This is a genomic window from uncultured Sulfitobacter sp. (assembly GCF_964021855.1).
Lineage (GTDB): Bacteria > Pseudomonadota > Alphaproteobacteria > Rhodobacterales > Rhodobacteraceae > Sulfitobacter.
Window position 1 is genome coordinate 1 of sequence record NZ_CAXHZD010000012.1, and the last position, 12497, is coordinate 12497.

At 51.1% G+C, this 12497-nt stretch carries 17 protein-coding genes and 1 tRNA gene; 8 read left to right on the forward strand and 10 right to left on the reverse strand.

Features of this window, described 5'->3' with window-relative positions:
* Nucleotides 1-8 precede the first annotated feature (8 nt).
* Nucleotides 9-82 (forward strand) — tRNA-Cys (locus AADJ11_RS19575).
* A gap of 167 nt (nt 83-249) precedes the next feature.
* A complete protein-coding gene (locus tag AADJ11_RS19580) occupies nt 250-1176 on the forward strand; it encodes a hypothetical protein (RefSeq protein WP_341236094.1) in 927 nt (308 codons plus the stop codon).
* A 170-nt stretch (nt 1177-1346) separates the two neighbouring features.
* Here AADJ11_RS19580 and AADJ11_RS19585 read toward each other — a convergent pair whose 3' ends face one another.
* From AADJ11_RS19585 to AADJ11_RS19600, 4 genes are all read right to left on the reverse strand, one after another.
* Complete coding sequence (locus AADJ11_RS19585) at nt 1347-2084, reverse strand: hypothetical protein (RefSeq protein WP_341236095.1); 738 nt, start codon at nt 2082-2084, stop codon at nt 1347-1349.
* A 1-nt stretch (nt 2085) separates the two neighbouring features.
* Nucleotides 2086-3498, reverse strand: coding sequence for an AAA family ATPase (locus tag AADJ11_RS19590; RefSeq protein ID WP_341236096.1), 1413 nt, complete (start codon nt 3496-3498; stop codon nt 2086-2088).
* 190 nt (nt 3499-3688) lie between these two features.
* Entirely contained in the window at nt 3689-4303 is a 615-nt protein-coding gene (locus AADJ11_RS19595; protein ID WP_341236097.1) for an HNH endonuclease, read from the reverse strand.
* On the reverse strand, nt 4251-4643 hold the full coding sequence (locus AADJ11_RS19600) for a hypothetical protein (protein WP_341236098.1): 393 nt from the start codon (nt 4641-4643) through the stop codon (nt 4251-4253). The genes AADJ11_RS19595 and AADJ11_RS19600 overlap by 53 nt, the downstream gene beginning before the upstream one ends.
* A 138-nt stretch (nt 4644-4781) precedes the next feature.
* Between AADJ11_RS19600 and AADJ11_RS19605 the strand changes: the two genes are divergently transcribed.
* A complete protein-coding gene (locus tag AADJ11_RS19605) occupies nt 4782-5657 on the forward strand; it encodes a hypothetical protein (protein ID WP_341236099.1) in 876 nt (291 codons plus the stop codon).
* A gap of 258 nt (nt 5658-5915) precedes the next feature.
* Here the strand turns inward: AADJ11_RS19605 and AADJ11_RS19610 are convergent, their stop codons facing one another.
* The 6 genes from AADJ11_RS19610 to AADJ11_RS19635 form a co-directional block, all read right to left on the reverse strand.
* Complete coding sequence (locus AADJ11_RS19610) at nt 5916-6428, reverse strand: hypothetical protein (protein ID WP_341236100.1); 513 nt, start codon at nt 6426-6428, stop codon at nt 5916-5918.
* 100 nt (nt 6429-6528) lie between these two features.
* A complete protein-coding gene (locus tag AADJ11_RS19615) occupies nt 6529-7578 on the reverse strand; it encodes a tyrosine-type recombinase/integrase (RefSeq protein ID WP_341236101.1) in 1050 nt (349 codons plus the stop codon).
* Nucleotides 7575-7775, reverse strand: a complete 201-nt coding sequence (locus tag AADJ11_RS19620) for a hypothetical protein (RefSeq protein WP_341236102.1) — start codon at nt 7773-7775, stop codon at nt 7575-7577. Before AADJ11_RS19620 ends, AADJ11_RS19615 begins: the two co-directional genes overlap by 4 nt.
* 612 nt (nt 7776-8387) lie before the next feature.
* Nucleotides 8388-8666: a hypothetical protein gene (locus AADJ11_RS19625; RefSeq protein WP_341236103.1), complete on the reverse strand. Its 279-nt coding sequence runs from the start codon at nt 8664-8666 to the stop codon at nt 8388-8390.
* Complete coding sequence (locus AADJ11_RS19630) at nt 8663-9166, reverse strand: hypothetical protein (protein WP_341236104.1); 504 nt, start codon at nt 9164-9166, stop codon at nt 8663-8665. The genes AADJ11_RS19625 and AADJ11_RS19630 overlap by 4 nt, the downstream gene beginning before the upstream one ends.
* 237 nt (nt 9167-9403) lie before the next feature.
* Nucleotides 9404-9700: an XRE family transcriptional regulator gene (locus AADJ11_RS19635; RefSeq protein WP_341236105.1), complete on the reverse strand. Its 297-nt coding sequence runs from the start codon at nt 9698-9700 to the stop codon at nt 9404-9406.
* 306 nt (nt 9701-10006) lie between these two features.
* Between AADJ11_RS19635 and AADJ11_RS19640 the strand changes: the two genes are divergently transcribed.
* The 5 genes from AADJ11_RS19640 to AADJ11_RS19660 all read left to right on the forward strand — a co-directional run bounded on the left by AADJ11_RS19640 (nt 10007) and on the right by AADJ11_RS19660 (nt 12477).
* Nucleotides 10007-10351 carry a hypothetical protein gene (locus AADJ11_RS19640; protein ID WP_341236106.1) on the forward strand — a complete coding sequence of 115 codons (345 nt, stop codon included), beginning with the start codon at nt 10007-10009 and terminating at the stop codon, nt 10349-10351.
* A 219-nt stretch (nt 10352-10570) separates the two neighbouring features.
* Nucleotides 10571-11428, forward strand: a complete 858-nt coding sequence (locus AADJ11_RS19645) for a helix-turn-helix domain-containing protein (protein ID WP_341236107.1) — start codon at nt 10571-10573, stop codon at nt 11426-11428.
* Nucleotides 11425-11712 (forward strand): hypothetical protein, encoded by a 288-nt coding sequence (locus AADJ11_RS19650; protein ID WP_341236108.1) that lies wholly within the window; start codon nt 11425-11427, stop codon nt 11710-11712. Before AADJ11_RS19645 ends, AADJ11_RS19650 begins: the two co-directional genes overlap by 4 nt.
* A 4-nt stretch (nt 11713-11716) precedes the next feature.
* Nucleotides 11717-12088, forward strand: coding sequence for a DUF1064 domain-containing protein (locus AADJ11_RS19655; protein ID WP_341236135.1), 372 nt, complete (start codon nt 11717-11719; stop codon nt 12086-12088).
* Nucleotides 12088-12477, forward strand: a complete 390-nt coding sequence (locus AADJ11_RS19660; protein WP_051577572.1) for a hypothetical protein — start codon at nt 12088-12090, stop codon at nt 12475-12477. The genes AADJ11_RS19655 and AADJ11_RS19660 overlap by 1 nt, the downstream gene beginning before the upstream one ends.
* The last annotated feature ends 20 nt before the right edge of the window (nt 12478-12497 follow it).

Sequence of the window (12497 nt, forward strand, 5' to 3'; positions counted from 1 at the left end):
GCGGTCGAGGCGAGTTGGCGGAGTGGTTACGCAGCGGATTGCAAATCCGTGTACAGGAGTTCGATTCTCCTACTCGCCTCCATATGATTTCAAAGACTTAGCGGCCGCTGCCGTAGCTTAAAAATGGTGCTGCAACACACTCTGCCGCACATTCTTGTTCTATTTTCTTCGTCAAAGCTTTGGCTACCGCTATTCATACTTGAGGAATCGCCTAAAGGTTGAAAGGATTTCTCCGCAAGGGGATTTCTTTTGAGAACAATTTTTAGGCACTCAGGCAAGTATACAGCGAAAGCGTTTACCATAGATGAGGTCATATCCTCACTGGCTGCACAAAAGATCCTCCTCGAAGAGGGCATCAGCTTTCTCACTGAGTTAGACCCAGATTTCACGCTCGACAAAGTAACCGTCAGGGTTGAATCTCTTGCTACAAGCTCTTTGGTTTGGGATCTCTTGATCGAAGTTTACGGTGAGTATCAAACCCAAATAGAGGAGAAGGTAGTTGGAGGTTTTGAAGATATGTTCGGCCTAGACATTCCTCCAGAATACGAAGGCGCAGCCACACTCGCAGCGCTAGCAGTGACCTATGTCGTTGCCCGATATGCATATGACCGGGTTGCTCGCTCGAAGGGCCAGGCTAGCTCAGCCCCTACTATCAACGGTGACAACAATATTGTGATTCAGCAGATTTCAAGTGTCATCGGTCAAGATCCAAAATTTGTCGAAAAAGCTCTGGAACGCAGCTTGCCGCCTTCGAAGCGAAAAAAGCTTATTCCAATAGTCGCTGACTTTTTAAGACCGTCAAAGAAAGATAAATCTGCAAAGATAGAGCTGGAAAATGCGCCAGATATAGAGGCAAATGCTCTTGCTGAATTCCCGAGCGATGCAGATCTGAAGAGCGTTGATGATACCAAAATTATTGATTTAGAAGGTGCCGTAATCGACATTCGTGGGACTGATCGAGATAAGATAAATACAGGTTGGAGCGCAGTCATAATTGGCGACGAAAAGTTCCCAGCACGATTGCCAATGGATCTATATCCAACGGTGGACCCAGAAAATTTGGCTCGTTACCAGAAGGTAAGAGCGAATCTAGCTATTGAATGTGATAGGAGATCAGATAACACCCTCAGGCCAAAACGGATTCATCTTCTATCATTTGAAGAGCTGACTAGTTGACATTGAAAGTTTATTTTCTTTCCAAATGTCGCACATTGACCGTTCTTAGTGGAAATCAAGGCTTTTTTAGTCTGCTCTGACCTTTAGAGACGCTGTAGCCAACATAGGTCGCTAATTTGAGTAGTTGCTGTCAAAAAGAGCGAAACAGACCCGAAGATAAGGCTCTTAATCTACTTGGGAATTCTAAAAGGTTTACTTTTTTCCCATTTTTTGATCGCCTTTGCTTCTAGTTTTTCAATTTCAGAATCAATTTTGACTATCAACGGCTTAATGCGCTCTAGCTCTTCGGCTGCTCTAGCCGCCGCTACTATCTGCGGAACATGTACGGATAAGACGCTAGGCAATGTGTTTGGCACCTGTGCAAAAAACTCAGTTGAAATTGCGGCATCGATCGCTTCCACATTGTGTCCTGCAATCTCCGCCGCTTCCTTTTCAAGTTTACAGATTTTAATAGTCTCCAAACCCTTGGGGGTTTTGGAAGTATAGATGAGATAGCTTGTATGACTAAGGTGATCAGACCATCTGTCTAGGTTTGGGTGAGCAATACAATAGTCGGAGGAATTTTTAGGAAGATTCACGCTATCATCATTATCAATTGCTAGAACTGGTTTATTTGATTTCGCAGTGTTACAAGCTGGACAGGCCACTGCTAGGTTTAAAGGTTCAGCGAAGAAAGTAGGGTAATCATCCTCCGAAAGAATGTGTTCAAGGTCCCAAAGCCTGTTATTGGTTGATGGATTGGGTTTGTGGCAATAACAGCACCTAAATTCCTGTTTTCGAACACAGTGTTTTTTTATTCTCTGTTTTAATTGAGATCGGTCGAGCCAATCATTCGCTTCAGAAAATGATCTTTCTCTAACGAGTTCAATGTACTCATATCGTTCGCATTCAAGATATTCAAATACCATACTAGCCGTGATCCAATATAGCGTAAGCGAGCTTGTTCAGAGGATCGTCTTGGTCCATACTGTCTATGTGATCAGAAAACACTGATTGTATCGCCTTGAACCTCACACTGCCACCTTCACCTGTTCGAATTAGTGTCAGAGCTTCCAAGGCAAGTTGGCGAAGATAAGAATTTCCTTCGATAACCACACCAAATCCATTCACCAATGCAGCATCCGAAGCCATACCTTCGAAAGTTGCGCTGTCAATGTTACATGGAGATTTATCCAATCTGACGACCGATGCACCATTTTTTGAAATGCCTGATAGAATGATAGGCGAATGCGTGGCCAATATGAATTGGCAGTCTGGGATCCCTTCGAAGGCAGCACTTAGCAGCTCAGAGTACTTCTCCTGCCAAGCGGGATGAAGGGAATTTTCTGGCTCATCTATGAGTACTAGTGAGCCTTCAACTAGATAAATTCCTAGCCCAAGAAAAGCAACAATGATATTCAATTCTCCTGAGCTCAGTTGAAATAGATCGATCCATCCATCCGGATTGTCTTTCGAATAAATCTGCGCTTCGTGCAGGTGCATCAGACCCAGAGATACCATCTCCTGGATCATTGATATCTCTTTGTCATCGTGAGTAGAGTAATGATCAAATATATGTCTCTGGCCAGCGGTCGAGAACATATCTTTTTCAAGGTCTACAGATATCTCTGGCGGATGATAATACCAGTGATGAACTATGGGGTCGCGAAGATAGCGTTGTGCATTCAGATGAAACTTTTCTGAGAACGAAGTTTTCGCTTGATCAAATACTTCTTGAGAACCATTTTGATATTGATCTTCTAATCTCAGGTAACTTTTGAATCTACTTGTTAGTCTGTATCGAACCCGAATGCTTGGCTCATAATTGATATGCCGTAACACATGAGAGATCCCAGTATGGAAATTTTCCCTGTGTTTTTCAAATACTACTGTCTGAATAAGTTGCAGAAGCTTCGACCGGCTCCCAGTTGAGCCATATTGATTCTTGAATCCAAGATAGACGTAGTAGGGGCTTATTAGTTCTCCATGATCTACGCTACGGGATGCTTGAATGGCTATATCATCTCTCGGTGGGAATTTATCAAATGGGGTGAATGATAACGCTATAACTCTGTTCGGTGAATCTCTTAAGTTGAAGGGGCTGCTAGGCTGAACCTCAACGTCTTCTAAAATACGCCGTTCAGACGTACGGCGGCGAAGTGCGCTGCCACTTGATTGGCGCGCCCAATATAGTATCTCTCTTAGTAGGGTTGATTTTCCTGAACCATTTTCGCCTATCATTATTGTGATATTGCTGTTGTGTGCTGGCAATGTATTGAAATATAAACGTTGATATCCCAAGCGAGGCAAGTTTGCTAATATAGACTTTATCGAGAATACCACGTCATTTCTCCCTATGAGCCTCTGATAAGCGGCAAAAACTGGTTGGTCAGTTCTGGCAAGTCGATAGATCTTTAGGAACCTAGCCTGTCGAGGTCGTTGTAAGAGATCATCTGTGCCTTTGCGCTTGTAAAGAGCATTTTACCTTAATTTGTACAAGATCGTCTATTTTGCTAGCCGACAGGCTGTTCGGTCATAGCGCAGTCCACTCACGATGTTTTCGTAATGCTTCTGCGCTGGGTAAGTCAGAGGCCTCGCGAGGTTTCCTTAACGGTGTTCCACTCAGTTCTTGATAGGCTAACGAATGGGATACTGATGGCGCTGCCACCAACTTGTTGGCTCCATCGAAAGAAATTAGTCCGAGATCAAACAGAGTATGTATGTCTGCACGAAGGAGTAGCCCGTTTTGAGGGTGATTTGAATGCTGTCCACGATACGTTGATATGTGGGCCGCTTCCAAAGCATCTGTCAAATCGCAGCCTGTAACGCAGCAACGCCCTTCGTAAGCCTTCAATAGTTCGGCGCGAAACTTTGCCTGACCACGCCGTACTGCGACGGTAACAACCTGTCTTTGACGCAAGTCGTGATCGGTAACGTCAAAATCACCAACACCTTCTTTTGCTAGCTGAGCGCTAGAGGCTCGGGCTCTTGTCGCATCGTGTACTCCGATAAGGTCACCTGAATTGTTCACCCCCTCAATTGTGAAATAGCCGTTCTGCCATTCTACCACAAAACCGACACCAAGTATTTCATACTCAACCCCAGGCTTGGGCTTGCGCTTGACAAGAAACCCCACAGGTATCTGCATGCTCCATGCATTGCATCAGGCCACGATTGGTTGCTTCTTTATCGCGTTGGTTGGGGTCAATGTTCTCCTGGAAGTACTGACAAACCCAGCTTCCATCCGGCCGGTACTCTACCTCTTTATCCGGATACGGCCCGTCTTGGATTGTTCGAACGCTTAGGGCTAGATCAGTATAGGCAGGCTTGTAGATACCCTTGGCCTGGTTAACCAACCGAGCACCATTCTCCGCATGCGCTTTGATTACTGACCAACTTATCCGCCGTCCGCGGTGTTCGTTGAGCCAGTGCAGCGCTTCACGATGGCTGCCGCTAACTTTCAAAACCGCTTCTTCGAATGATGTCATCTGTAGTAATCTCGCCTAGTGCTACAAGTTTAAGGCCACGCTTACGTTTTCTGTGTATTAACAACGTGAGATTGTACATTGTCTAATTATCAACACATGATCGATGTCTAGTTTTATATAAATTTTTAGGAAGGCTGATTGCTGATGGTTAAGGCTGCAGTGAAAGCTCAGAATATTTTTGGAAATAAGCTGTACCAGATCCGTGCGCGGAAGGCTCTTCCTATCTTGGTCCGCCAAGCACAGTTCCCAAAACCGATTTTCTACGATGATTTGTCCATCGAGTTGGGAATGCAAAATCCCAGAAATCTCGACTACGTTCTTGGTAGCATTGGGGTAACACTCGATGAGCTTTCACGAGATAGAGATTGGGGAAAAATACCTCATATCCAGTCTTTAGTTATCAATCGGCGCAAAATGCTTCCAGGCGACGGATTTGATGATTTTTTGGCCGGCCGCTTAAAGGATTATCGTTCTCTCACCCCATCTGAGAAGAGGTCGTATTTGCAGGCCTATTGGTACGAGATTTATGCCTATCCGTACTGGATTGATATATTGGAAGCTTGCGATCTTTCTTCAGCTTCAAGCAAAGCGTCCAAAAAGATCGAGAAATCTAAGAAGAGCAGGGGCAACGGCGGGGGGGAGGGACCTGAGCATAAACAACTGAAAGAGTATGTCGCAGAAAATCCGAAAGTGGTGGGCGTGAAACCGCAAACCTTGCTTGGAAAAACTGAGGCACCGTTGCCTTCGGGAGATCGAATGGATGTGCTTTTTGAAACTGGAAAAATCCGGCTTGCCGCTGAAATTAAGTCAAGTATCTCAAATGAAGTGGATCTAATTCGCGGCATCTTCCAATGCGTGAAATATCGTGCTGTCATGGAAGCCGAGCGTGATTTTAGCGGTGAAAATTGCTCCATCGACGCCGTTTTGGTTATAGGGCGGTCGCTCCCCAAGAGCTTATACGCACTCAAAAATAGCTTAGGTGTAAAGGTTGTTGAGGTTCTGCATCAGCCATGACGCAGTTCAACATTGGTAAAGGTCTAGGACGGTTCTATGCGGGAAAGAGGATTTGGTTGGTAACGCTTTGGCAATCTTAAGCGGGTAAGGTGTCTGAATGAGAAAATGAACATACTGTATAGAAACGGTAGGCCGCATCCGAAGTGGCTACCTACTTGCTCCAGACGCAGATCACGCGCTTGAGTTACTCGGCCATAATCCAAACGCAAATGTCTATCCGATTTCTGACGATGTCCAATTGCCTGAAGGAACAGGTCCTCAGTGGGAAGTGCTGCCCATTTCAAGAACCTGGACGGCGTAGTCCAGAGCATCCGCAGTCGTCGAGCATACCATTCGTAGGTCTTCCCATCTTTCATAGGGCAACAAAAATCGATCATCAGTCATTTGCGATGAAATATTTGACAGAAAGTGCTCCATCCCATCCAGGCTGATTAGCGCATTCACCACGATATCAATCTCTTGCACCTCTAGAAGGCCAAGATCGGCTGTTAGATGGTCAGAAAGTAACCGACGTATTCGTCCGACTGATATGAAAGCTTCGGCCGGTTTTTCTTGTTCGAGATTTTTTCTGAGCGCCCTTGCATAGTTCCTAAGCTCCGCAGCCAGGATGCGTCGCAATGTAGTGCGTCTGGTCTCAACTTGACGTTGGTGCTCTCGTCTCGAGCTCAGGGAGCTCGCAATCAGCGTCAATATAACCCCAGCAAAACCGATAATTCCGACAATCGATGTCTGAAAGCGTTCGAGATAGGTGAGGAATTCTGCAGTTGTCATCAGGTTTGAGCGCTTTCGTGTTTATGCCGAATGAACATGCTCCTGCGGGCTGTGCGACGCAACTGAGTTCTGTTGGCGTCCTCCGAATGATGAGTGCCGCCTAACTTCGCCCAGATGGTGAGTGCTTCGCCTGGCGTGCAACATTGGCCGCTCGCGCGCGAAGTTTCTGCCGTTCTGCACCGGCGTACAGCTGCACCATACGGTGGGTCTTGTGCCCCGTGATGGCCATGATCAGATCATCGTCCAGCCCGACCCGAGCCAGTTCGGCTGTCGCCGTGTAGCGCAGTGAGTGGATGTCGTAAGCTTCTGCACCAATCTGGCGGCGCAGCTTCATCATCCCATCGGCCGCGCCTCGATAGGACCAGGGGCCTGTCTGCGCCTGGTTCGTCAGAATGAACACCGAGCTGCGCTGGGCGCTCCCTAGGGCCTGCAGGAGCATCTGTGGCGCTGGGATCCATAAATTGGCCTTGGTCTTGCCCTGGCGGACGCTGATCGCTTCTCCGTCGAAGTCTGACCACCTCATCTTGAGCACATCGCCGATGCGTTGGCCGGTGCCGAGCAGAAGTTCGAACAGCAGCCGAGTGCGGGGCTCTGCGTTCTCCCGCGCGGCGTCGATCATCTCGGCCGGCCACGGCATGCGCTGCTTCTTTTCGTACTTCACCTCGGACACGCCCTTAGCGCGGTTGCCGCCAGTGGGCAGCAGCCCGAAGTCGATCGCGCGCTCCATTACAATTTTCAGGACGCGCAGGCGATAGTTGGCTTTGTGCGGGCTTTTCTTGGCCCATGTATCCCGCCACTTTATGACGTGATGACGTTCGATCGCCTTGGGCTGCAAGTTTCCGATCTTCTCTTGAAGAAAATCCAGGTGCTGCCGGTAGTCAGCCTTCGTTCGCGGCGCAAGGTTTGCAAAGTCGTCATACCGCTCGTAGCGCTCGATCACGTGAGTGACTGTCTTACCCTCAGGCACCGGCATGGGGGCGTTCAACACGCGTTCACGTTCCTGGTGCAGAGCAAAAGGAACAGGGTCGCCGGCGGGGAACTGGGTCTGGAGCGGGATCTCCACGATCTTCGCACCGTAGCGCTTCCGGAAGAACAGCTTACCGTCCCGCTTGCGCCGATGGATGTAGGAGGGGAGGTCGCGTCCCTTCATTCGCTCATGTCCACAAGGTCAGCTGGGTTCGACGATTTGTCATGGCCTGCAATCTCCACCTCGATCCCTCCTCCTGGCAGAATTGTCGCCTTCCCGATTTGGCGGCCGAGCTTTTGCTCCAGCGCTGACACATAGTGGGCGACGCGGGCAGGAGACAAGATGACATTGCTCGAAGGTGGTTTGACATGTGCATTCATCTTTTCTCGCTCCGATATTGTCCCGGCACTAGCCGAAGTGGTTTCGCATTCGCATCTACAATCTCGATGCACCTTGTCCCGAACTCGCGCGACCGGACGTATCCTATTTCCCGCTCATGTGATGGGGTCCTGGAAAACGAAACCTTGTCGCCGAGTTCAGGGAAATGAAAAGGAGCCCTCGAGCTGAATGGATCGCTCGTGGGCTTAGGTGCCGTCGTTGCCGCCTTAGCAGCTGGCGAGACGGTAGCAGGAGCTCGAATGATGTGTTCCTTCATGGGGATAGTCCTTGGCGGAGAACGTCGTCAGCGATTGTCCCGATGATTGATGAGGGTTGCTCGGTGCCAAAGACGGACGCTGTCGACAGGCTTTTCGCGATAGCGACCGGCGCAACACCATGCTGAAGGAGTAGGCTTATTAGAACGCATGCGTCTTGAATGGTATGCTGCAGCTGAGAGCCATGTCGTTGGCCATCAGCATAGAACACTTCGATCGGTTTCGCTGTGTCTGGGTCCAGACCTACGGTGATATGAAAACTGTGCTCAGCTGTCTCTGTTCGCCACGTGAGCTTATGCGTTACGGCTGGCCGACGGGCAGGGGGGCGAATGCGGGCGTTCATTCGCACGCGCCTTCGATATCCAGTTCCATCAGTCCTGGTTCAGTGAGTTGTGCCCGGCGATCAGGTTCCTCGCCAGACATCTGCAGCAACCTAGCTCGCACCAGTTGCTGTACTGTGCTGTCGGCGTGGCGCTTTTTGTAAGTGGGATCCATTGCCGTCCACACGATGTCGAGCGGGTTGCGTGATGGCATCTCGATAAGTCCGCCATAGTTCAGTGATCGGTGGGCATCTATCAGCGCCGCCAGTTGATGCTCGGTCAGCTTGCGACTGTTCATAGGGCTATTCCTCGTTGGAGCTTTGCCAGCCGTGTCTGGTTCACCCTGTTGCCGCGAGCTGCCATCAGCGTCGACCATGCAAGGCGGCGCAGAAGGGGGCGGTCGCGGACTTCCTCAGGGTGAGCCGCGACCGACATCGCATCGGCTAGCTGGGCAGGCGGGGGAGCCGCCAGAGGAAATCGGATTACCCGCGGGCAAGTCTGTTTGCACGACTTGTCCGCGGGCAGGATGCCGGTGCTTCCAACACCGACATCCAATCCATCCCGCAAAAACAAAGGAAATACGGGATGAAACTCAGCTGTGAACTCAAGCTCGCTGGAGCGTGGAAAAAATTTAAGGAGGCTCGGCGAATGCTGACCATCATGTACGACAACCCCGGTCTCACCATCTTCTTGGCAGTGTGCCTGATGTTCCTTGCGGTCTGCCTTGTAGCGGTTTTGGCTGTCTACCGCCTCGGGTAGTTCGATCGCTGACGGCGTCTGCTCAATGTGATCGCGCATGATTTCCTCCTAGGTTTCTGGAGTTCAGCATAATACGAAAAATTCGTATATATTAATTCAATAGTTCAAAAAAATCGTATTTCTTGAAATTGCAGCTATACAACCACCGGGATGACTATGAGAATAAAACGTGAACATCGAGGGGAATCGAATTGCTTGTGCGAGTGACCGCTAGGGTTGGGCTAGCGTTGGGGCTGAATCTCAATTGGATATTTGCGCCGATCACGTGGATGGTCGTCAGGCGAGCTCAGCCAAAATCGCTTCACGCACGTCGGCTGGAAGCCTCGCAGGGTCTCCGCCAAGAAGAAAATTGTAATCGACCATGAATGCTTTGAGGTAATAAGTCATTAGCTTCACCGACGGTGAGCCAGACTTCTCCTGGGAAATGAACGTGGTGTATTTCAGCCCTGCGCTGGAAGCGAGCTCTTTGCTGGTCATGCCAGTCATTTTGCGCACTGCGACCAGCCTATGATGGATGGCCTCGGGTGATGTGTCACCGGTTCGCGCTAGCCGTTCTTGTTCAATATAATCCATAGGTCTGATTACGCCCTGATACGAAAAAATTGCACTTTCCATCGACTGAACGGTTGCCTGTACGAAATATTCGTACTACGGATGGTCTATGGATACTCCGACGCGATCGTTTGTTTTGGCCTTGGGTGGCTATCACGCTGTAGCTCGCTCTCTGAATAAGGGATCGACCACGGTGCATACCGCAATGCAAAGCGGTACCTTTCCTGCCTCTTGGTATGATGTCATGTGCCGTATGGCTCGCGAGGCATCTTTGGAAGAACCTTCGCGCTCGATGTTTTCGTTCCTCCAGATCGACGAGGACGCGGCATGAACGCTTTGACTGCCGGTTCCCCGATCGTGATTTATGTGAATGGTTCTCCATACGGTGACACTGTCACGGTAGAGGGTTCGCAGACGAGCGGACCTTCCTCCGGGCCCTGCGCAGGGTACGATGCCTATCAGGTGCACCGCGAATTCCCAGCCCGCTGGCAGGCATACATCGTCGCCAACTATCGCAACATCGGCCACGTCACGAGTGTGTTCGGTGTGTCCGAAAGAACAGCCAGAAACTGGTGGAAAGGGCAATTCGGGGCCAATGGTGGCCACGTTGCCGTGGCAATGCGTGAGCACGGCCAGATCGCTTGTCAGATGCTATTCGCGGAGGCCAGCTGAAATGGGCGCTCCGCATATTTTTTTGCCCTGCATCGGACTTATCGCCGGACTTATGGCGGGACGGTTACTGCCCAACATGCTGCACAGCAGCAGATTCGTGGGTCCTGCAGTAAATCAATTATCACTTTCAATTCAATGCATTCGGTCTGCTTGTCGGATCGTTTGCATGGGTGCGCTGGGCGTGAGCCTGCCCTGGGCGCGCTGGTGTGAGGAAATGCTATGAGCCACGCTGCTACCCACTGGTTGGCAACGGTGCCGCCCAACGACATGACGCATGGCGAATTCAGGGTGCTGTTTCACCTGTGCGATTGCCACAATGCCAGCATGGGGTGTTTTCCGAAGCAGACCTATTTGCGCGACCACACTGGCCTGTCGAATGGTGGTCTGAACAAGGCGCTTGGCGAGCTCGAGCGCAAGGGATTGATCCGCAGAAAGCAGGAACGTGACGAGCGCACAAACCGGCAAAAACCCACCCGATATGTGCTCGGTTTCGAGCTGTCAGATGTCCCAGAGCCGACTCCACTCAGTGGAGCCGGATCCGTCTCCACTTTTGGCGCAGTTCCGTCTCCACTTTTAGAGGGGTCCGTCTCCACAGGGGTGGAGTCGTATATAGAAGAACCAGTAAGAGAACCTGTAAAGGAACCTTGCGCGTCGGAAGCCGACCCGCAGACAATCGGGATTTCTCCGACTTTTTTGGAAGAGTTCCTCGAGGTTCATCCGCGTCCCGGCGATCCTGTTGAGACCGAGGCTGCGCTGAAGAAGGCGATTGCCGCCGGTACCGATCCTGCTGCCATCCTCTCCGGTGCCAAAGCATACGCCTTGGAGCAAAAGGGCAACGAGCTCCGCTTCGTGTCGTATTCGCAGAATTGGCTCACCCGCCAGGGGTGGGTTCAGTTCCTCGCCAAGTCTGCAACGAAAAACACGGCCAACGCTGAGGCGGTCAAAAAACGTTGGGCGCGCTGGATCCGGACCAAGGCTGAGAATGCGCGGCACTGCTCTGCCGCTATGGCCCGCCAGCTCTGTGCTGAGGGATTGGTCACCGCCCAAGAATGCCGGGCAGTGGGGATCGACGTATGAGCGCTGTCCACAACGATCCGTCCAGAAATGGCACCACCTTCGGTCGCGTCACAGTCACGGTGGATTTGACGGCTGGCGATTGCATGATCCATTCTCATCGGCCTGGGCCTTGCGCCGATGTTCCATACCGGAAGCGATTTCACTCCATCGATGAAATCCAAGGGGCCTATCAGGTTCAGTTTGGGCTTGGCACCACGGATCCCATCGCGGCCGAAGTTGCGCGGGCTCTGAAATTTGCCGTCACCCAGTTTAAGGCTCACGGGAAGGGGGCCAAGCGTGGTTGAACGTATGACCGCAGCCGACCTACGAGCGGCGCAATCCCAGCCCAAGAGCCAGAAGTACGGAGCCCAGCGCACCGTGGTGGATGGCATCAGCTTCGATTCCAAGAAAGAGGCAGCGCGCTGGGCGCAACTTTGCCTTCTCCAGCGCGCTGGGCAGATCTCTGATCTGAGACGCCAAGTGGTTGTTCCGCTTGTTGGTCGGTACGGGCCGCTGCTGTCAAGGAAGGGACGGCAGATGCGGATCACGGTCGATTTTGGCTATGTCGATCTGGAGACCGGGTTGCAGGTCTACGAGGACGCAAAGGGCATGCCCACCCGTGACTACGAGGTCCGTCGGGCTGTCGCCGGTGCCCAAGGCATCGAGGTTGTGGAGGTCTGATGGGACGCGAGATGGTCGCACGGCTGCCAGAGTCCGTGCAAGAGATTGCGGAAGTAATTGGGCGTGACAAGGCGCTCGAGTTCATTGGCAAGCTGCCGGTTTCCGGATCACGCTCTTGGCGTGTGTGTGTCTACATCCCAAAGCGAATTTCACTTGATCACAAGCTGGTTGAGCTGCTCGGATGGCAGGATGCCTGCAAGATGGTCTACGCCTTCTCAGGTATGATCCTGCAGCCAAGTAACTGCCGCTTCATCCATCGCAAGCATCGCGATCGCGAGATCATGCGGATGTTGAATGAAGGCATGGCAATCAACGAAATCGCAGATCGCGTCGAGCTTTCAACCTATCGGGTTCGAGAGATCGTTGCGCTGCAGGAAGGGTCAGCATGATGCGACCCGCAATCCAACCC

What these genes read in the sequence shown, in the direction of transcription:
- AADJ11_RS19585 (WP_341236095.1), bottom strand. Translation starts at nt 2,084, where the DNA reads ATGGTATTTGAATATCTTGAATGCGAACGATATGAGTACATTGAACTC.
- AADJ11_RS19595 (WP_341236097.1), bottom strand. Translation starts at nt 4,303, where the DNA reads ATGCAGATACCTGTGGGGTTTCTTGTCAAGCGCAAGCCCAAGCCTGGG.
- AADJ11_RS19600 (WP_341236098.1), bottom strand. Translation starts at nt 4,643, where the DNA reads ATGACATCATTCGAAGAAGCGGTTTTGAAAGTTAGCGGCAGCCATCGT.
- AADJ11_RS19610 (WP_341236100.1), bottom strand. Translation starts at nt 6,428, where the DNA reads ATGACAACTGCAGAATTCCTCACCTATCTCGAACGCTTTCAGACATCG.
- AADJ11_RS19615 (WP_341236101.1), bottom strand. Translation starts at nt 7,578, where the DNA reads ATGAAGGGACGCGACCTCCCCTCCTACATCCATCGGCGCAAGCGGGAC.
- AADJ11_RS19620 (WP_341236102.1), bottom strand. Translation starts at nt 7,775, where the DNA reads ATGAATGCACATGTCAAACCACCTTCGAGCAATGTCATCTTGTCTCCT.
- AADJ11_RS19625 (WP_341236103.1), bottom strand. Translation starts at nt 8,666, where the DNA reads ATGAACAGTCGCAAGCTGACCGAGCATCAACTGGCGGCGCTGATAGAT.
- AADJ11_RS19630 (WP_341236104.1), bottom strand. Translation starts at nt 9,166, where the DNA reads ATGCGCGATCACATTGAGCAGACGCCGTCAGCGATCGAACTACCCGAG.
- AADJ11_RS19635 (WP_341236105.1), bottom strand. Translation starts at nt 9,700, where the DNA reads ATGGATTATATTGAACAAGAACGGCTAGCGCGAACCGGTGACACATCA.
- AADJ11_RS19640 (WP_341236106.1), top strand. Translation starts at nt 10,007, where the DNA reads ATGAACGCTTTGACTGCCGGTTCCCCGATCGTGATTTATGTGAATGGT.
- AADJ11_RS19645 (WP_341236107.1), top strand. Translation starts at nt 10,571, where the DNA reads ATGAGCCACGCTGCTACCCACTGGTTGGCAACGGTGCCGCCCAACGAC.
- AADJ11_RS19650 (WP_341236108.1), top strand. Translation starts at nt 11,425, where the DNA reads ATGAGCGCTGTCCACAACGATCCGTCCAGAAATGGCACCACCTTCGGT.
- AADJ11_RS19655 (WP_341236135.1), top strand. Translation starts at nt 11,717, where the DNA reads ATGACCGCAGCCGACCTACGAGCGGCGCAATCCCAGCCCAAGAGCCAG.
- AADJ11_RS19660 (WP_051577572.1), top strand. Translation starts at nt 12,088, where the DNA reads ATGGGACGCGAGATGGTCGCACGGCTGCCAGAGTCCGTGCAAGAGATT.